Origin of the sequence: Paenibacillus enshidis (assembly GCF_042136365.1) — a bacterium.
Classification (GTDB): Bacteria; Bacillota; Bacilli; order Paenibacillales; family Paenibacillaceae; genus Paenibacillus; species Paenibacillus enshidis.
The window spans coordinates 92,180-112,016 of record NZ_JBHHMI010000003.1 but is presented as its reverse complement, the minus strand read 5'-3'; the positions used below and the strand labels follow the sequence as shown (position 1 = coordinate 112,016).

Below are 19,837 nucleotides of genomic sequence, written 5' to 3'. Positions count from 1 at the left end.
CTGTGTTGACACACAGATTACGTATGTTAAGAAAAGGGAAATAGAGGAAGAGGGGGGTTAAAATAAAGCGCAAAAAAACAGCAGGCCAGGAGCCTTCTCCTGCCTGCTGTTGCAATATTTCACATTTTATTCTCCGCGAAACGCCCGTTTCATACGGTCGAAAAATGATTGCTCGTTCTCATGGTTCTGTTCACCGCTCAAGGACGCAAATTCACGCAACAGATTTTTCTGCTCCTCGCTCAGCTTGCTCGGTGTCACGATCACCACCTTGATGTGCTGGTCGCCCTGCCCGATACCGCGCAGACGAGGCACACCCTTGCCCTTAAGGCGGAAGTAAGTGCCCGTCTGGGTACCGGCCGGGATCTTCAGCTTCACCTTTTCGGTCAGCGTCGGAATTTCGATCTCGTCCCCGAGCGCGGCCTGCGCAAATGTCAGCGGCACTTCGCAGTAGATATCGTCGTCTTCACGCTCGAAGAAGTCATGCGGCTTCACGCGAATGACAATATACAGATCGCCTGCAGGGCCTCCGCGCACTCCTCCTTCGCCTTCCCCGCTCATACGCAGCTGTGCGCCGTCATCCACACCGGCGGGAATCCGCACATGAATTTGGCGCTGCTTGCGGACTCTGCCTGTTCCGCTGCAGGTCGTACATTTATCCTTGACAATTTTACCCGCTCCGCCGCAGTTGGAGCAGGCACGCCGGTTCACCATACGGCCAAATGGCGTATTCTGTACGATTTCTTCCTGCCCGGTCCCCCGGCAGACCGAACACGTTTCCGGATGTGTGCCCGGCTTCGCGCCCGATCCGTGACATGTATCACAGCTTTCCGTGCGCGGAATGGTAATATCCGACTCTTTGCCGAATACCGCTTCCTTGAATTCAATCGTCATGTTGTACTGCAGATCATTCCCGCGCTGCGGAGCGTTCGGATCACGCCGGCCGCCTCCGCCGCCAAAGAACATATCGAATATATCCCCGAAGCCGCCGCCGAAATCGCCCGAAAAACCGCCGCCCATGCCCTGGTTGGGATCTACATGCCCATACTGGTCATAACGAGCGCGCTGTTGCGAGTCGCTCAGAACATCGTAGGCCTCTTTCACTTCTTTAAATTTGGCCTCAGCATCAGCCGCCTTGTTGACGTCAGGATGATACTGACGGGCCAGCTTGCGGTATGCCTTCTTGATCTCATCCTCGCCGGCGCCTTTGGAGACACCCAGCACCTCGTAATAATCACGCTTATCAGCCAATGTTCCACCCCCATGCCTTCAACGAAGTCATCATCTCAAAACAAGGAAAGCCAAAGCACGGGACGCCCCGGCTTTGACCTTCCCCCCAAACGTGGATGCACAACCCGTTATATGCGTATTTCTGAACAGTATATCATACAACGGCGAACTTTACCGGAGCCGAGCCAGACAAGGCCCCTTAATCCGGATTATGCCGTGATTAATCCTGCTTCTTGTCTTCGTTTACTACTTCGTAATCTGCGTCCACTACGTTGTCGCGGCCGCCTTCTTTAGCCTGCTCGCCTTGTGCCTGCTGGGCTTGCGCCGCCTGCTCGTACAGCTTGACGGACAGCTGCTGAATAATTTCACTCAGTTCTTCCGTTGCCGCTTTGATTTCTTCCAGGTTGTCGGATTCGAGCGTTTTTTGCAGCTTCTCTTTCGCTGCGTTCGCTTTCTCCACCTCGGAAGCGTCGGCTTTGTCGCCAAGGTCCTTGATGGTTTTGTCTACGGAATAAATCAACTGGTCGGCGCTGTTTTTCGCTTCCACAAGCTCCTTGCGCTTCTTGTCTTCTTCCGCATGCAGCTCGGCGTCCTTCATCATGCGTTCCACTTCCTCATCACTCAAACCGCTGGAAGAAGTGATCGTGATTTTCTGGCTTTTGTTTGTGCCTTTGTCCGTTGCCGATACATTAACGATACCGTTGGCATCAATGTCAAAAGTAACCTCGATTTGTGGCACGCCGCGCGGTGCAGGCGGGATATCGCCCAACTGGAAGCGGCCCAGCGTTTTGTTGCCGGCAGCCATTTCACGTTCACCCTGCAGGACGTGAATTTCAACGCTCGGCTGGTTGTCCGCGTAAGTCGAGAATACCTGCGATTTGCTGGTCGGAATCGTCGTGTTGCGGTCGATCATTTTCGTGAACACACCGCCCGCAGTTTCGATGCCGAGGGACAGAGGTGTTACGTCCAGCAGCACTACGTCTTTGACGTCGCCTGTCAGAACGCCTGCCTGTACGGCAGCACCCAGCGCTACCACTTCATCCGGGTTCACGCCTTTGTGCGGCTCTTTGCCTGTCAGCTTTTTGATCGCTTCCTGTACGGCAGGAATACGGGTAGAGCCGCCGACCAGCACAATTTTGTCGATATCGCTGGCGCTCAGACCGGCGTCACTCATAGCCTGACGTGTAGGTCCCAGCGTACGTTCAACCAGGGTAGCCGAAATTTCTTCAAATTTGGCGCGGGTAAGATTCACTTCCAAATGCTGAGGCACACCGTCCGCAACCGTGATAAACGGAAGGGAGATGGTAGTCGTCAGTACACCGGACAGTTCTTTTTTTGCTTTTTCCGCAGCATCCTTAAGACGCTGTACGGCTGCTTTATCCTTGCTCAGATCGATGCCCTGATCTTTTTTGAATTCACTTACGAGATAGTCGATGATAACTTGGTCAAAGTCGTCGCCGCCCAGTTTGTTGTCACCGCTGGTCGCTTTAACTTCGAAGAAGCCGTCCCCCAGTTCGAGAATGGATACGTCGAACGTGCCACCGCCCAGGTCATATACCAGAATGGTTTGATCTTCGGACTTCTCAAGACCGTATGCCAAAGCAGCCGCTGTCGGCTCGTTAACGATACGCAGCACTTCAAGGCCGGCAATTTTGCCCGCATCCTTGGTTGCCTGACGCTGGCTGTCATTAAAGTAAGCAGGAACGGTAATAACCGCTTGTGTTACCGGCTGGCCGAGATATGCTTCCGCATCGGATTTCAGCTTTTGCAGAATCATCGCCGAAATTTCCTGCGGGGAATAATCTTTGCTGTCAATCGTCTCTTTGTGATTAGTACCCATATGGCGTTTGATGGAAATGATCGTGCGATCCGGATTGGTGATCGCCTGGCGTTTTGCCGTTTCCCCTACAATACGCTCTCCGTCTTTTTTGAAGCCTACAACAGAAGGGGTTGTGCGTGCGCCTTCCGGATTTGGGATAACGACCGCTTCGCCGCCTTCCATGACTGCTACGCAGGAGTTGGTTGTTCCCAAGTCAATACCGATTACTTTACTCATACGCGTTATGTTCCTCCTTCGGATTGTACCACAGGCATGATGCCCGTTATGGTCTATGTGTAAGGATTTTGTCGAAAAATCCGGGGTATAACATCGTGAATACCTACATGCTTACTTTAACCATTGCCGGTCGAAGCACTTTATCCTTCAGCATATAGCCTTTCTGGACTTCCTCAACAACGATACCCTCTTCATACTCTTCGCTTTCCACCTGCATAATCGCCTGGTGGAATTCCGGATTGAACGGTTTGCCAACCGATTCCATCGCAGTTACTCCTTCAGCGGTCAGAACTCCTTCCAGCTGGCGGAAGATCATGCCTACCCCCTTGGCGAAGGATTCAGCCTCCGCACCCTGCGGAGCCGTAGCCAGCGCGCGTTCGAAGTTGTCCACGACCGGCACCAGCTCGGTTACCAGCTTCATGGAAGCGTATTTCGCAAGCTCTTCTTTCTCCTTCTGCGTCCGGCGGCGGAAATTATCATAATCAGCCTGTACACGCAGAAGACGCTGCTGCTGCTCTTCAAGCTCTGCACGAAGACGGGTCACTTCACTGTTCTCCTCCCCGGCTTCAACGGAGGCTGCCTCATTCACCGGCTCCCCGCCTGTATCCTGGGCAGTCCCGTTGACTTCGGGGGTCTCCTCAGCATTCAACTGCTGTTCTTCTTCCTGAACCGTTTGTTCATCTTTCAAGATGTTCACCTCCTTAAGGTAGTACGACAACGGCGCTGCTTGCGATCCCCATCATGCCGTTTTATCTGAAACGCTCTGTCAGCATATTCGTTAAATCCTTGGAAAGAATGCCCAAAATGCTGATCACCCTCGCATACTCCATGCGGGTAGGACCCAGAATGCCGATCGTACCGAGCGCTTCTCCGTCAATCGCATAGGTAGCGGTAATCAGGCTGCAATTGGCAAAAGCCTCGTGATCATTCTCCGTACCAATGCGGACCTGAACTTCAGGCGCACCTTGCACGGGTGCCATCATCTTCAAGATGGTAGGTGTCTCTGACAGCAAATCAAGTATATTCTTGACCTTATCCACATCTTTGAATTCAGGCTGAATCAACATATTTGTGGTCCCGCTCAAATAGAGACGCTGATCCGATTCGCCCTCGAACGCCAAATCCAGCACTTTGATCACATCCTCGAACTGGGAGAGATGGCGCTGCATTTCCTGTCCCAGGACAGTGTGCATGCGCATCTTCAGTTGATAGATCGGCGCTCCCACCAGTTTGCGGTTAAGCATATTAATGACATTCTCCATATCGGACACCGATATGCCCGGCGGGAGTTCAACCGTCTTGTTCTCCACATGCCCCGTATTCGTGACAATAATGGCTACGGCCGTATGCTCATTCAGCGGGAGCAATTGAAAATGGCGCAAAGAAGTATGAAAAACTTCCGGTCCCAGCAGGATGGAAGTATAATTCGTCATATGGGAAAGAATTCCAGATGCATGCTGAATCACTTGTTCCATGGCATTCAGCTTTTCGGCATAAAAGGTCTTCAGCTCGCGCATTTCCTGCGGTCCCAGCTTGGTCAGCGGCACCAGATGGTCGACATAATAACGATATCCTTTATGTGACGGAATCCGTCCTGCAGACGTATGGGGCTGCTCCAAATATCCCTGCTCCTCCAGGTCCGCCATTTCATTGCGGATGGTTGCCGGACTGAAGCCGACATCCTTTCTCTTGGATATGCTGCGGGATCCCACAGGCTCAGCCGAACGGATATAGTCGTCGATTATGGCATTCAGAATCAATCTCTGACGTTCGGTTAACATGCGAGCTCCTCCCTTGTTGTCCAAACAGGATCAAGATGGTTTTAAGAAATCATTAGCACTCACAATTGACGAGTGCTAACCAGTAATACAAAAATACCAAACCGACCTGAGTATTGTCAAGTCGGTTCAGCGCCTTGAACTACATCTATGCTAACGCAGGCAACCTCATATACAAAAACTGAACTGGCTCGGGCTTTCCCAGGTCAGTTCAGCTGTTTCAATACGGCGATTTCATCGCATGCATGCTGCTTGCTGCAATGTATGCAGTCTGTCCAAACCTTCTCCGGGAAGATTTCTTTGTTTACGATCTCAAAACCGTTTTTAATAAAAAAAGACACCTCATACGTAAGCGCCATAACCTTCGGAATGTTCTGACGCTTCACTTCCTCAATCAATCCGTCCACCAGCTTTGAGCCGATCCCCATGCCTTTATAGCCTTCGGAGATTCCGAGCGAGCGTACTTCAACAAGGTCTGTACCAAGCTTGCAAAGCGATCCGCAGCCGACCACCTGGCCGTCGACTTCAGCTACGATGAACGTATCGAGCTGGCGCCTCAGCACCTCACGGGAACGTGGAAGCATAATACCCCGCTCGGCATAACCGCTGATCATTTGATATAAAGGCTCCACATCGTCAGGAACCGCATTTCTGCATAAAACCTCTTTGCAAACCGAAGCCATCCCGCTCTCCTCCTGCACCACGCTGTAAAAGATATGAATAAATATACAACACGGCGTATGAGATTGCAAGCTAGGAATTTACCGCCACCGACCCGATAAATTCGCCGAACACGTCATTGCCGAACAGAATTCCCCGTTCGCTCAGACGGTAGCCGACGGGTGTCTGCTCAAGCAGTCCGGCATCCAGCATTTTGGCAAGCGGCCGGGCAAACACCTCATCCAGCGGCTGGCCAAATTGACGGTTGAAGCGTTCGGAGGTTACCCCCTCCGCCATGCGCAGCCCCACCATCATAAAATCCTCCATCGCTTCCGCTGCCGGAACCGGGAAGCTGTCGAGGCGTGGAAGCCCTTTGCCTGCAGCTTCGACATAGGGATTGATCCCTTTAATGTTCATATGACGCTGACCTGCCACATACCCGTGAGCGCCTGCACCAAGGCCGTAATAATCCTCATTTCGCCAGTATGTCATGTTGTGGCGGCTCTCATACCCGGGCTTGGCAAAATTGCTGATCTCATATTGGACATACCCAGCCTGCTTCATCCGGCTCATAAGCAGCAGGTACATCTGCAGCTCATCGTCTTCATGCGGGAGCGGCAGCTGATTTTTCTGGTACATCGTATGGAACAGCGTATTCTCTTCAACCTTCAGGCTGTAAATCGAGTAATGCGGCAGTCCGAGATCCAGCGCCCTGCTGATGCTTTCGCTCAGCATGTCAACCGTCTGATTCGGCAGACCGAACATCAGGTCAATCGACAGATTGGTTAGGCCCGCCGCACGGGCATTTTCCAGGCTGCGGTACACGTCATCCGTATTATGGATGCGGCCGATGCCGCTCAGCAGCGAATTCTGGAACGCCTGCACACCGAAGCTGACGCGGTTAACCCCGCCTTCCTTCATGACAGACAGCTTCTCCAAATCCGTCGTTCCCGGATTGGCTTCCATGGAAAATTCGATATCATCCGACCAGTCAGGGAAATAGGTACGCACCGATTTCAGGAAATATTCCATCTCTTTGGGCGTCAGCACGGTCGGCGTCCCCCCGCCGACAAATATCGTCTTGATTTCACCCGGGGGTTTCAGCCTGACCGTATGCTCCATTTCACGCTCCAGCGCCTGCAAATAGTCCATCACAGGCTGGTCCTTCAAGACGTAGGAATTAAAATCACAGTAAAAGCATTTGTTCGTACAAAAAGGGATATGAATATACACCGCTTTGGGTGCAGAAGAATCTTGTTCGTGTCCAGTGGACAGGATCATGCAAAATCACTCCTTGCTTGCAACGGGCAGCCCGGCCTTCAGCAGCGGCTCAGGATATACAGCCCATATATTTTGAAAAGGGAAAGCCAGCGAGGCTTTCCCTTAAATAAGGTACATATCATACGTTGTTTGCGCCAAAAGGCTTATTCATCAATTTTCAGAACGGCCATGAAGGCTTCCTGGGGAACCTCTACGTTGCCGACCTGCTTCATGCGCTTCTTGCCCTCTTTCTGCTTCTCCAGCAGCTTGCGCTTCCGGGAGATGTCGCCGCCGTAACACTTGGCAAGCACGTTTTTACGCATGGCTTTAACCGTTTCGCGTGCCACAACCTTCGTTCCGACAGAAGCCTGGATTGGCACCTCGAACATCTGGCGCGGAATCAGTTCACGCAGCTTCTCGCAAATGATGCGTCCACGGTGATAGGCCCGCTCACGGTGAACGATGAAGGACAGGGCATCCACCTGCTCGCCGTTCAGCAGAATATCCATTTTCACCAGATTGGACTGGCGGTAGCCGGACAGCTCGTAATCAAACGAGGCATAACCCTTGGTGCTTGATTTCAGCTGGTCAAAGAAATCATATACGATCTCGGACAGCGGAATTTCATAGGTAATGGTCACCCGTGTCGTATCCAGGTACTCCATATTCACATACTCGCCACGCTTGGTCTGGCACAGCTCCATGACCGTTCCTACATAATCGTTAGGTACGATAATCCCAGCCTTTACATAAGGCTCTTCCACATAATCGATACGCCCGATTTCCGGATAATTGGACGGGTTGTCAATTTGGATCGACGAGCCGTCCGTCAGCTTGATGCGGTAAATAACGCTCGGCGCCGTCGTAATCAGCGGAATGTTGAATTCCCGCTCGATACGCTCCTGAATGACGTCCATGTGCAGCAGACCGAGAAAGCCGCAGCGGAAGCCGAAGCCCAGGGCGCTGGACGTCTCCGGCTCGAAGCTGAGCGATGCGTCGTTCAGCTGCAGCTTCTCCAGAGCCTCTCGCAGATCATTGTAGTCGGACGTATCAATCGGATACAGGCCGCAGTACACCATCGGATTGATTTTGCGGTAGCCCGGCAGCGGCTCTGAAGTCGGATTTTTGGCATCCGTAACCGTATCGCCGACACGTGTATCGCCAACATGCTTGATGCCTGCGACGATAAAGCCTACGTCCCCGACATTCAGCTCGTCCACGATCGTCATCCGTGGCATGAATGCGCCCACCTCAATGACCTCGAACGTCTTGTCGGTAGCCATCATTTTAATTTTGGAGCCTGCCTTGATTTTGCCGTCCACGACACGCACATAGACGATAACTCCTTTATAAGGGTCATAATGCGAGTCGAAAATCAGGGCCTTCAAAGGATTGCCCGGATTGCCCTGCGGCGCTGGCACGGATTTGACAACCTGTTCAAGAATTTCCTTGATGCCGATGCCCGCCTTCGCGGAAGCCAGCACCGCTTCGCTGGTGTCTAGGCCGATCACGTCTTCAATCTCCTGCTTCACCCGCTCCGGATCGGCGCTCGGAAGATCAATCTTGTTGATCACCGGCAGAATTTCAAGATCATTGTCAAGCGCCAGGTACACATTGGCCAGCGTCTGTGCCTCAATGCCCTGGGCGGCATCCACGACCAGCAGCGCCCCTTCACAGGCGGCAAGACTGCGGGAGACCTCATACGTAAAGTCTACGTGCCCCGGGGTGTCGATCAGGTTCAGAATATACTCCTCACCGTTGTCCGCCTTGTATTTCAGCCGGACTGCCTGCAGCTTGATGGTGATACCCCGCTCGCGTTCTAACTCCATCTGGTCAAGCACCTGCTCCTGCATTTCGCGGGAGGTGAGAGCTCCCGTGTACTCCAGAATCCGGTCCGCCAGCGTCGATTTGCCATGGTCTATATGTGCAATGATGCTGAAGTTGCGAATTTTATTCTGTCTCGCTAAAATGTCCGTCATGCCTTACCCCCACACAAAGCCTAGTGTCAATCGCTTCATTATACCAGTTGCGTAGGGCCGCATCAATGTCCCTGCAATAAAAGTTGGGGATAAGCCGCCCTGTCCCCACTTCATAGCCTTCTTCGTCCTCGGTGGCATTAATTCGTCAAACCGTCAAAAAGAGATACCACCCACTCGATCCCCTTCTTCGACGCCTGCTGCAGCAGGCCTGCCGTTTTGTCGGCCATAACATCCACGGAAGCCTCACCCGTGTGCGGCATCTGCTGCAGGGAGGCCCGACCCTCTGCCTGAGCCTGAACATGCCCATACCCGCCTCCGTTCTGCCCCTCTACCTGCACCACCGTCATGGAAGGAGCAGACGGAAGCGGGACTGCCGGCGTATCCTCCACCACGGTTTGTGTCAGATCTTCAACACCCTCCTGCGGCTTCGTTTGATCCCAGGAAGGCCCGTACACGCTTCGCATCCCCGAGCTTGCAAGCTGCATGCCGAGCAGCAGTCCCATTGCGACCAGACCGATGAACAGCAAGGCTCTTCTTCCAAAACGGGACATTCCCCCGCCTCCTCTTCTCAGATTCATATTTTCACTGCTTCAGGCTATCTGGTCTGGCTGGCTTCTTCTTTGCTTTTCCCCGTGCTGTCCGCGACCTTCGGAGCTTCCTTATCTTCCTTATCTTCCTTATCTTCTTTAGCTTCCTTAGTTTTCTTGGTTCCTTTATCCGCGGCATCCGCCTTGATTACCTTGTTGTCTTCCCAATACACCTCCGCCAGCATATCGGCAAAGGCCTCGGACGTCCGCTTCAGCTCCTCCTCCGTATTATCAATCCCGCCGATTTCTATCAATATGCTGTTCGGAGAGAGAGACTGGTTATACTCACCATTATTGCCTCCTCCTCCGTCCTTGCCCCAGACACCGCGTGACACGCCGGGATACTTCTTCTCCAGCTGCTCGTGAACTTTTGCGGCAAAGGCTTCATTTTCACGCCAGTTTTTATTGTCATGGCCGATAATAAAATAAATTTTGGCGTAGCTGAGACCGTTAATGACTGCCGTCGTTTTGGCATGACGCTGGGAATCGCGGTGAATATCGATCAGGTAGGTCAGGTCTTCATTTTCCGCCATGGCTTCTTTCACAGTTTGGCGTGAATATTTGTAAGAATAATTCCAGTTATAGTCCTTTACCGTCGTTACATAATCCTTGTTGATGTGCCGAGTGCCGATCCCCTGCTTCTCAAGCCGTTTGGCTACAAAACTCCCCACCCTGGACACATTCGCGGACGGTGAGGAAGAATTGGGATTGCTGCTGCTTTTGCTCAAAAGCGAGTTGTAGGCCTCTCGCGGATGGGAATGATAGATTAATATGCGGTTCCCATCCGTTTTGGACGCACCGCCCTTCACAGGTGCATCGTCCCCCTTTCCATCATCCTCTGAAGCCGGGGGCTCTTCGTCTGCCGTCTTGCCCGGGGAGGCGGGCGGAATCTCGACGGAGCCCGTAATTCCCGGATCCGGCTGGTAGTCCTCCGGAGCCTCGACCAGCCGGTTGCCGGAGCCTGTCCGCAGCAGGACTGGGCTGCCGGCAGCCATGCCCGGTATTTCGCGCGCGACCAGGCTTTTGGGGTCCTGCGGATTTACCCCGGTCAGCAGTTGGAACGCGAGCGTGGTCATCTGCTGCGCCGAAAAGGCGGAGACCCGCTTGTCTTCCTTGAGATGGGGAATTTCCATGCCGAGCATGTCCACAAAGAAAGAGCTTGAGACCGAGGCGGCAAGCCCCTTCATGGAGGAGACGGGAGAGGATTGCAAACGGTTCTCCGCGATGCCTCCCAGGCCCAGCGCCACAAAGAACAAGGCTGTCCCTGTAACGAGCACGACAAGCGTATGGCCCATGGCCATCACGCGGATCATTCCCCTTTTCCACTTTCCTATGTTCCAGATTTGAAATTTGCCCATTTCCAGAGCCGTCCTCCTTCATTTTCAATGAAGCCCGGCCTTTCAAGTCCGTCGGAGCTTCCGTATTGGGATAATCTCTTATACTTCAACTCTATGAACGGAGAAGAATTGCTAGAACGGACAAGCAGAAAAAACCCGCCTGTGATCAGCGGGGGAAAGAAAATCAATATAGGTTAATGCGTGTAGGCAGCGACGTTGTCCGGAGTAACGGCCTCATGCAGCGCTGCGTTCAGCCCTGTAGCGATAATATTCGCAATATCTTCAATAAACTTGTCCACTTCCTTCGGCGTAACAATCAGGTCATGACCAAGCGGCTGCAGTACTTCCTTCACCAGTTGCAGTCGCTCCTGCTCGGAAATGGAGTTGAGCATTCCCATAATGGCCTCTCTCTGGGCGGTGTCCTTGCCTAAATGAGATTTCATCATTTCCAGGGAGTCGTTCACTATGGTTGATGCATAACAGACGGTTGGAACACCGATAGCGATGCAGGGGATGCCCAAAATCTCTTTGGTAATGCCGCGGCGTTTATTGCCGATGCCTGATCCGGGATGAATGCCGATATCCGCCACCTGAATCGTGGTGTTGATTCGTTCCAGCGACCTGGAGGCCAGGGCATCAATGGCGATAATCAGCTCAGGGCGTGTTTTTTCCGCAATGCTCTGCACAATTTCACTGGATTCAATGCCCGTCGTGCCGAGCACACCCGGCGCTATTGCACTGACCTCACGGTAACCCGGATTCACCTGATCCGGCATCAATTCGAAATATTGGCGCGTGATCATAAGATTCTCCACCACCAGCGGCCCGAGCGAATCGGGGGTGACATTCCAGTTCCCGAGACCAACGACCAGCACCTTTGCATTGGGTGAAACGCCTATTTTACGTATGAAATCTTCCATTTCTTTGGCGAAGATGTACGAGACGCGATCCTGCAGCCCGGAGTCTCCTTCCCTCAGCTTGGGGATTTCCAGCGTAACATAATTGCCCTGTACACGTCCGATCTGCTGCGCCCCCGCTTCATCCATTACATTCAGTCTTGTAATCCTGATGCCGTCCTGCTCCTCCACATCTTCCTGTACTCCCGGAATGGGTTGCTGTTGCCCGCGACCCGCCATTTCCCTTGATTCAATCGCAAGGTCTGTCCTTACCGAATAGTTTTGCAAATCGAGATCCATCATCACGCCTCCTTGAAGTTTCTCTTTTTCTGTAGTGTGCGAGATTCGTTGCCTTAATATGCATACAAACCCTGTGAAACTGATTCGGGAACAGGCTTTCTAAATGTTTTTCATATTGCTTTTTCAAATATGCCATGCTAAAATATTTTAAGTTGTGAAACGTTTGTGTTCATAAGGAATGCCTTTACAGGAGGTGAATGGAATGCCGAACATCAAATCCGCTGTTAAACGCGTTAAGACGAGCGAAAAACGCCGTGCGTTGAACGCTTCCCAAAAATCCGCGCTGCGTACTGCAGTGAAAGCTGCTGATCAAGCGCTGGCTAATAACGAAGCTGAAACTGCAGCAGCTGCTTTCAAAGCCGCTTCCACTAAGCTGGACAAGGCTGTAACTAAAGGTCTGATCCACAAAAATGCTGCAGCCCGTAAAAAGTCCCGCTTGGCGAAGAAACTGAACGCTCTGAATGCCCAGGCATAATTAGCGCTTCTAATACGACTATGAAGAAAAAATCCTGAACGGTTGATCACCGATCAGGATTTTTTGGCATTTCACCGATTCCATTCACACCGTCTGTGCGCCAAGTTTTAGAAAAAACAGCTCCATGCCGAGCACTTTATCCACCCCTCCGGTTTTCATCCGGTAATCCAGCTCTGCCAGTTCATTTAAAATCCAGCGCAGTTGTTCAGGTCGGAACCGGCGGGCCTGCTCGCCCGCAATTTTGACAGCGTACGGATGCAGCCCTAGCTGTCCGGCCATCTGCTGCTGGGAGTAGCTCTGCTGGGCCAGCTCCTTCACCTGCAAAATAATACGGAACTGGCGGGTGATGAGGGCGGCGATTTTGATCGGCTCTTCACGCTGCTTCAGCAGCTCATAAAAAATGGACAGCGCATTCTCCATCCGCAGATTGGCCAGCTCCTCCACCATGACAAAGACGTTCTGCTCCGTACTGCGTGCGACCAGTGAATCGATGTCTTTCACGCCGATCGTACCACCCTCGCCTGCGAAAAGACACAGCTTGTCGATTTCGGCGGCCAGCGCCTGCAGCCCTGTCCCGGCATTGCGGACCAGCGCCGTTGCGGCCCCCGCTTCAAGGGCGACATGTCGCTCCGCCGCACGCTTCTCCACCCAGGACAGCAGCTCCTCGCTGCTTAGCGAACTGAAAGTGAGGACGGTCGCCGCATTTTTGAGCTGCTTGACGATTTTTTTACGTTCATCCAGCTTGTCCGCATGCACCATAAATACGATCACGCTATATTCTGCGGGATTCTCTATGTAGGCGGCAAGCGTATCCAGGCGATGCTCCACTCTTCCGCCGTCCTTGCCGGCCGTAAATACCCCCGCGTCCCTGACCAGCACAAGCTTCTTCGGCACCAGAAAAGGAACGGTCTCCGCTTCCTCCACGACCGCTTCAAGCGGGGTATCCGCCAAATCATAGGGGATGACGGCAAATTCGCGGTGCTCTTCCTCAATTACGCTGTTCTGCAGCATGTCCACGAACTGTCTCATCTGATATTTCTCTGTGCCATATAACAGATATACCGGAGCGATATCGCCTTTCCGGATTACTTTCGCTGCTGTTTTCAAATCCATCACGGCTCACCTCCACCGATTTATCCTAACAGATATTTGGAGCCGCGAAAAGCCTTGGACAGCACAAAGGACCCCCGCGCGAAGCGAGGGCCATAGTGACGTGCTTAAAGTGGCAAGGGGTTCGGTTACTCCGTAACCTGGGGAACTGTGTAGATATAGTTGCTCACCGTGCCGTCCTGCTCCGTTGAATAGGTGAACGTTGTGCTGTCTTCCGACCAGCCGCCTCCTACCCAGGTTCCGTTCAGAGTCCGGACCTCCATGGCGATTTTCTCGGAGCCATCCTCCGACTGCTTATACACGGTCAGCTTCTTGCCTTGCACTTCAACAAAAAACTGGCCGTCCGGCGACTCGTTGGCAGGCCGCTCGGAAGCTTTCGAGCGGAATACATCGTTGTTCCCGGGCTGTGTCGTGATCGCCATGCTCGAAGCATCCCCTGCAGTATCGTTCTGGATTTGGCTTTCTCTCAGTGATGGATTGTCAGCCGATCCCAGCTTCTGCTCTTGGGCAGCACTGTCCGTTCCGGTGCTGGTCTCTGCGCCAGGAGCAGTTGCGTTTTGGGAGCCATCACCTGCAGATTTGCCATCCTCTTTAGAGGAAGCGATAAATGTTTGGAACTCAGGCTCCTGCTCCGTCTGACTATCGCCTGCTTTCTGGGACTGCTCTGCCTTCGGGGCATCCTCCGCTTTTGGCGTCTTCTCAGACGCGGGCTTTGAAGAGGCTTCTTCAGAGGTTCCGGTATTCTCTTTGGCAGAGCCGGCATCACCCGCTTGCGGCTCCTTCAGCGATTCGGCTTTGCTGCCAATGGAATTGTCAGCTTTCTCCGTAGGCTCTTCTTCCCTGGATAAGGATTGGGCCGGCTCGTCATTATCGGCATTAGCAGCATCATCCGGCTGGGAGTCCTTCGCGTCCGGTTTCATTTCCTCCGTCACCGGCTTGCCGGAAGATGCAGCCTTATCCTTGGACGGATCTGCTGCCGTGCTGCTGTCCGCTGACGAATCCGTTTCCTTAGGTTTGCTCTTTTCTTCTCCGCCGCTGGCATTATGCGTGTTCGCCTCTGACCCGGTATTTTCATCGATCATCTGCATTTCCGCATTCTCCACTGCCTTGGGCTCATAGGTAATGGCCACGACTCCCAGAACTGCCGCCGCTGCCGCCACTCCGAGCGCCGCACGTCCTGCTGCCTTTTTCCACCAAGGAAGCGGTTCGCTTGGCTGTTTCCGGCCAGGGCTGCCCTGCAGGGTGACAGGCTTCATCTCCTGAAGCGCGCTGCCCTGCTCCCTGCGCGCCTCATCAATGGCATCAAGCTGCGGCAAAATGGCATCGACCAGGCTGTACTTTGGAGTGACGGCCGGCAGTTCTTCAAGGTCCCGTGACAGTGCCTGCAATATATGAAACTTTTCCGCACAGGCCGGACATTCCGCAATATGATCCAGCAGTTTGAACGTTTCCAGCTCGTCCAGATCGTGATCCACATAGCGCTGCATTAGGTCCATCACCTCTTCACACTTCATCCTGATACACCACCTTTCTGGTATTCCTGTAACAGTCCTTGCAGCTGCTGCCTTGCCCGGTACAAGTAAGATTTGACTGTATTGAGAGGCAAATCGAGAGAGTCAGCAATTTCGTTATAGGAGAAATCTTGCAAGTATCGCAATACGATAACCGTCCGGTGATGCTCCGGCAGTTGATTAATTGCCTCACGAACATCCTTTGCCATATATTGAGACAGGACTTCACCTTCTACATCCTGCGAATCACTGAACACCATTTCATGCTCTTCGATCGAGACAGAAGGCTTGTTCCTTCTGAACTTATCAATGCAAATGTTGGTCACAATGCGCTGCACCCATGTTTTGAACTGGGCCTTTTCCTCGTAGGAATTAATTTTGGAGTAGATTCGAATGAGTGCTTCCTGTGCGGCATCCATGGCATCTTGTTCATTGTTGAGAATGTAGTATGCTGTTCGGTATACATGCTGTTCTATTTCTCTTAAAAGGGTTATTAGAGCGTCGCGATCGCCTGATTGAGCGGCTCTGATGAGCTCCTGCTCTACCACAAAGGATCCCCCTCTCCTTGCATTATTACAGACGGATGCACCGTAAAAATTGTTGCAGCCGAAGCGTCTGTTTTCGTAAATTCATTAATTTTTTTCAGGAAACAAGATTAATACTCTCCTTAGAATAACAGAAAAAGGGAGGTTAGTCACCCGAATTACAGCGGCTCAGGTGCTGCCAGCTTATGCCTTATTTCGATGTTGCCGCCGCTCACCCTCATTTGGATTTCCCCTTGAACGTCTGTCCGGTAAATATCAGCCCCTGACCGGTTCAAACGCTCCAGCACTCCTTCGTTCGGATGCCCGTATGTATTGTTCACTCCGGCGGAGATGACAGCTGTGGCAGGCTTCCAATAAGACAGCCATTCCTCCGACGTAGACGTCTTGCTGCCGTGATGGGCTACCTTCAGAACATCTACACCCTCATGACGCTCATTTTTTGCCCCTTCCTGCCCGATCCATAGCTGCTCCACCGCCGCATCCATATCTCCGGTAAACAGAAAAGACGATCCCGCCATCTCCAGCAGGAACACCACGGATTGCTCATTTTGCTCTTCTGCCACAGGTAGCCTCTCCTTCTTATTCTCCGGATGCATGAAAAGAAGCCTGGTCTGTCCGTCCGGCTTCAACTCCAGCCCACGGCTTGCGCCATACACCGGAATATCCTGCTCCAGACAGATTTGCAGCAGCCCGTCTATCGAGTCCTTGCCTGTCAAAGTCCCGTTGAATATTAAGGACTTCACTGGAATTCCCTCCAGCACCGCCTGCATTCCCCCTGCGTGGTCCTGGTCCCCGTGTGTCAAAATAAGCGCATCCAGCTGATGCACGCCTCTTTGTTTAAGCAGCGGGACGACCGTCTTCGCGCCTACTTCGTAGGGATCCTTTCGCCGCTTCCAGGCATTCTTGCCTGTGTTGAAATCCATGGTTCCCCCGGCATCCACCAGCAGGTGCCTGCCTGCCGGGGTTGTGATCAGGATGCTGTCTCCCTGGCCCACATCAATGAATTGGACAAGCCCTGCTCCGCCGTTATCCGGCGTCCGGTAGCCCATGTACAGCAATGCCAGAAAGCATAAACACAGGCCCGCACAAGCTATATATTCCCTTCCTGTCATACGGACCCCGGCATATTTGGCTGCACCTTCTGCATACCAGGACACCGACCATTCCGGCACAGCGGACAAGCCAAGCGGCTCAGGACGCGGCCTATGGTGTTCGTGCGCGCGGCTCCCCTGTCCGATGCGGTTCAGTTCTGCCGTCAGCGGCTGTGTATCATATTCTGCAAAGGTTGGGGATCGCGAATCCCACCATCTTTTTACAATGCGCAGCAAACCATATAGTACCCCGTAATAGGCCAGCACCCACCAAATGGAACTGGAAGGCCATATCGTGACGTATCCGTCAAAACCATTCAGCCACTTTACCAACGTGAATGTGAGCTCATTCAGCCGTTCGGCCGGCCATGCGAGCAAGCGTGCTCCTCCCGCCCAGCCAAACGAGAGCAGCAGCGCTGCCGCTCCTAAAGGAAGTACAATAAGGGTAAGGACAGGGACAAGAACGAAATTGGCGGCAGTAGATAGTAAAGAAAACTGATTGAAGTAAAAAATAGTCAGCGGAAAAGAAACCAGCTGTGCGGTGATCGTGATGGAGGCGGACCCGCCAAGGGCAGGCGGCCATGCTGAAAATACCGGCCTGAGCAGCGGCCCATAAATCATTAACCCTGCTGTCACAAGGAAAGACAGCTGAAAGCTGACGTTGACGAGCAGGTAAGGATTCCAGAGCAGCATCATGATTGCTGCCGCACAGAGCGTATTCAGCCCGTCCTTCAGAAGTCCCCGCCTTGCCGCATAAAGACCGATCATTGCCATGATCCCGGCCCTCACCACGGACGGGGAACCGCCGGTAATGAGGACATATGCAGGGACCAGGGCAAACACGATCCATAAAGCCGACTCCCGCGTGAACCTCAGCAGTCTGAGCATATAAAGCAGCGCTGCCGTAAATACGGCGACATGCATGCCAGAAATGGCAAGTATATGCGTCAGTCCGAGACGCGTAAATTCACCATACAGATCAGGGTCAATGTCATCCGTGATGCCCAGAACCAGGCCTTTCATGAACCCGGCATGGATCTGCGGCGCAAAGGCCGTATCCATCCGTTCTCCAAGCAGGATTCTGGCGTTATCACTCCAGTGCAGCAGGCTGTACCTGCTCCACGAGCCTGCCTCCAGAATGACCACGGAATCGGCTCCTTTGCTCTGCAGCAGCCAGTGGATTTGCCTGGTTTTCAGATAATTCCGGTAATCGAAGCCGCCAAAATTTCTTGCTGCCTCCGGGCTCTTCATCGCCCCTGCCAGTGTGATCCGGTCTCCCCTGGACCAGGCTCTGGCAGTATTCTGTTCCTCCTGCGCGGCGAGCTTGACCTGAACAAGCACTTTTTCCGATATCTCCCGGGATTGTGCGGACTCCGCTGTGTCTCCGAGAGCCGTAAGCTCCAGTTCAAACTCCGCTTTATTTCCGTCAACCTCCACGGGGGACGCAATCCGGCCTTCCGCCCGCACCGTCCTGCCGTCAAGCTCGCTGCTCCCGATATTCAGTACCTGAGGAATTCGGCTTGCCTGAAAATGATCATACAGCTCCCAATACAACCCCCCGGCGGTTAAAATCAAAAAATACAGCAAAGTCTTCCGCCAGGAGATTCTGCACAGCCATACGGCCAGCGGCAGCATGAAAATGATGCCTGCCCACATGCCAAGCAGCACTTCCCCGGAATAAAGGCGGGCAGCCCCGAGGCCTGTAATCCAGCATACAGTCGCGGCAAGCAGCGGCCTGTTGTTCATGATGTTCCTCCTTTGCAAACTCAATTAACAAAAAAAGAACCTCTGCCCGCGCTCTTCGCGGCAGAGGTTCCTCCTCTTGCAATCATTAATTTGATATTTTCATCCATGTCTGATGCGGCGGCTGATAGTTTTCCATCTGTCTGAACACGATGCCCTTCTGCTCCATAAGCTTCTTCACCTTGCCCGCGTCCTTCGGGTAAGGGCGATGATAGATCACTTCAACAATACCGCTGTTTGCCAGCATATTGGAGCAGGTCCAGCACGGCTCATCCGTGACATATACGGTTGAGCCTTCCCGGTCGATCCGGTCCGTGAACAGCAGCAGGTTCTGCTCCGCATGGATCGTGCGGATGCAGCGCTGCTTTTTGACCAATTCCTCCCTGCCGTCTGTCACGACAAGCTCGACCTCTTCGGAAATCATGCAGCCTGCTTCGGAGCAGTCCGGGACTCCCGAAGGGGCTCCGTTGTAGGCAGTGCCCAGCAGCTTTTTCCCCTGCACAAGCACTGCCCCGACGTGGCGGCGCGGACAGCGGGAGCGGGTTGACACCATATAGGCGATATCCATAAAATACGTATCCCAGTCTTTGCGTCCCTCGGCGCTCATATCTTACCTCCAGCACACAAGTAGTGATTGGCACTCACTTCAAATTCGTTACACAAGCTTACAACTTAATATACGGCTTCATCTTCAGCAGCATTTTGGAGCCGATGCCCTTCACTTGGTCCAGATCCTCCGGCTGCTTGAAGGGTCCATGTGCATTGCGGTATTCCACAATGGCCTGCGCCTTCTTCGCGCCGATGCCCGGCAGCTCCATCAGCTCCGCCGCCGAGGCGGTATTGATATTGACCATCTGTCCATCGGCAGGGAGCGGCGTGGATGCCTCCCTGTCTCCCGAAGGCCCGGCTGCCTGCGGTTGAACAGCTTCGGGAGACTGCTGCGGCTCAGTCTTGGGAGCAGCCGTTTTCTCAACAGCAGCAGCGGCAGCTTTTGGAGCAGATTCGCCCGTGTCCTGGCCCGTCTCCTTCGCGGCGGAAGGCGCCTTTTCAGCAACACCTGCGGCCGGCTTGCCCTCTTCTGCAGCCCTCTCCTCAATAACCGGGTTCAGCGGAGTCCACCCCGGCTCCGGTGCCGGGGCACGGCTGCCGGAAAATAAGATCAGTCCGCTGCCCGCGACGGCCAGCGCCACCGCAGCGGCATTCATTGCACGCTTCAATCCCATCTGTCCTCTCTTCATAGATATTCGGCAATCTCAACAAAACCGCCCTTTTCAAAGCTGCA

The 19,837-nt window shown here is 53.2% G+C and carries 17 protein-coding genes; 1 reads left to right on the top strand and 16 read right to left on the bottom strand.

Annotation, left to right across the window (positions count from 1 at the left end; translation table 11 throughout):
- Window positions 1-126 precede the first annotated feature (126 nt).
- The 10 genes from dnaJ to gpr form a co-directional block, all read right to left on the bottom strand.
- Window positions 127-1,248 carry a molecular chaperone DnaJ gene (gene dnaJ, locus ACE41H_RS04970; RefSeq protein WP_375353708.1) on the bottom strand — a complete coding sequence of 374 codons (1,122 nt, stop codon included), beginning with the start codon at window positions 1,246-1,248 and terminating at the stop codon, window positions 127-129.
- Window positions 1,249-1,447: 199 nt separating this feature from the next.
- On the bottom strand, window positions 1,448-3,283 hold the full coding sequence (gene dnaK / locus ACE41H_RS04965; RefSeq protein WP_375353707.1) for a molecular chaperone DnaK: 1,836 nt from the start codon (window positions 3,281-3,283) through the stop codon (window positions 1,448-1,450).
- A 103-nt stretch (window positions 3,284-3,386) separates the two neighbouring features.
- Entirely contained in the window at window positions 3,387-3,971 is a 585-nt protein-coding gene (gene grpE, locus ACE41H_RS04960; RefSeq protein WP_375353706.1) for a nucleotide exchange factor GrpE, read from the bottom strand.
- A gap of 61 nt (window positions 3,972-4,032) precedes the next feature.
- A complete protein-coding gene (hrcA, locus tag ACE41H_RS04955) occupies window positions 4,033-5,064 on the bottom strand; it encodes a heat-inducible transcriptional repressor HrcA (protein ID WP_375353705.1) in 1,032 nt (343 codons plus the stop codon).
- Window positions 5,065-5,267: 203 nt separating this feature from the next.
- Window positions 5,268-5,744: an N-acetyltransferase gene (locus ACE41H_RS04950; protein ID WP_375353703.1), complete on the bottom strand. Its 477-nt coding sequence runs from the start codon at window positions 5,742-5,744 to the stop codon at window positions 5,268-5,270.
- 70 nt (window positions 5,745-5,814) lie between these two features.
- The gene (gene hemW, locus ACE41H_RS04945) at window positions 5,815-7,002 is read right to left on the bottom strand and encodes a radical SAM family heme chaperone HemW (RefSeq protein ID WP_375353702.1); all 1,188 of its coding nucleotides are present in this window, start codon (window positions 7,000-7,002) and stop codon (window positions 5,815-5,817) included.
- Window positions 7,003-7,145: 143 nt separating this feature from the next.
- Window positions 7,146-8,960 (bottom strand): translation elongation factor 4, encoded by a 1,815-nt coding sequence (gene lepA / locus ACE41H_RS04940; RefSeq protein WP_375353701.1) that lies wholly within the window; start codon window positions 8,958-8,960, stop codon window positions 7,146-7,148.
- A 137-nt stretch (window positions 8,961-9,097) separates the two neighbouring features.
- Window positions 9,098-9,511 carry a hypothetical protein gene (locus ACE41H_RS04935; protein ID WP_375353700.1) on the bottom strand — a complete coding sequence of 138 codons (414 nt, stop codon included), beginning with the start codon at window positions 9,509-9,511 and terminating at the stop codon, window positions 9,098-9,100.
- Window positions 9,512-9,555: 44 nt separating this feature from the next.
- Window positions 9,556-10,905, bottom strand: coding sequence for a stage II sporulation protein P (gene spoIIP / locus ACE41H_RS04930; protein ID WP_375353699.1), 1,350 nt, complete (start codon window positions 10,903-10,905; stop codon window positions 9,556-9,558).
- A gap of 173 nt (window positions 10,906-11,078) precedes the next feature.
- On the bottom strand, window positions 11,079-12,080 hold the full coding sequence (gene gpr / locus ACE41H_RS04925; RefSeq protein WP_375354024.1) for a GPR endopeptidase: 1,002 nt from the start codon (window positions 12,078-12,080) through the stop codon (window positions 11,079-11,081).
- A gap of 202 nt (window positions 12,081-12,282) precedes the next feature.
- Between gpr and rpsT the strand changes: the two genes are divergently transcribed.
- Complete coding sequence (gene rpsT, locus ACE41H_RS04920) at window positions 12,283-12,555, top strand: 30S ribosomal protein S20 (RefSeq protein ID WP_375353698.1); 273 nt, start codon at window positions 12,283-12,285, stop codon at window positions 12,553-12,555.
- An 84-nt stretch (window positions 12,556-12,639) separates the two neighbouring features.
- Here rpsT and holA read toward each other — a convergent pair whose 3' ends face one another.
- The 6 genes from holA to ACE41H_RS04890 form a co-directional block, all read right to left on the bottom strand.
- A complete protein-coding gene (gene holA, locus ACE41H_RS04915; RefSeq protein WP_375353697.1) occupies window positions 12,640-13,668 on the bottom strand; it encodes a DNA polymerase III subunit delta in 1,029 nt (342 codons plus the stop codon).
- Window positions 13,669-13,793: 125 nt separating this feature from the next.
- Complete coding sequence (locus ACE41H_RS04910; protein ID WP_375353695.1) at window positions 13,794-15,179, bottom strand: anti-sigma factor family protein; 1,386 nt, start codon at window positions 15,177-15,179, stop codon at window positions 13,794-13,796.
- A complete protein-coding gene (locus ACE41H_RS04905) occupies window positions 15,176-15,724 on the bottom strand; it encodes an RNA polymerase sigma factor (protein ID WP_375353694.1) in 549 nt (182 codons plus the stop codon). Before ACE41H_RS04905 ends, ACE41H_RS04910 begins: the two co-directional genes overlap by 4 nt.
- A gap of 155 nt (window positions 15,725-15,879) precedes the next feature.
- The gene (locus tag ACE41H_RS04900; RefSeq protein WP_375353693.1) at window positions 15,880-18,558 is read right to left on the bottom strand and encodes a ComEC/Rec2 family competence protein; all 2,679 of its coding nucleotides are present in this window, start codon (window positions 18,556-18,558) and stop codon (window positions 15,880-15,882) included.
- 85 nt (window positions 18,559-18,643) lie between these two features.
- The gene (locus tag ACE41H_RS04895) at window positions 18,644-19,162 is read right to left on the bottom strand and encodes a deoxycytidylate deaminase (protein WP_375353691.1); all 519 of its coding nucleotides are present in this window, start codon (window positions 19,160-19,162) and stop codon (window positions 18,644-18,646) included.
- A 58-nt stretch (window positions 19,163-19,220) separates the two neighbouring features.
- Complete coding sequence (locus tag ACE41H_RS04890) at window positions 19,221-19,772, bottom strand: helix-hairpin-helix domain-containing protein (protein WP_375353690.1); 552 nt, start codon at window positions 19,770-19,772, stop codon at window positions 19,221-19,223.
- Window positions 19,773-19,837 lie beyond the last annotated feature (65 nt).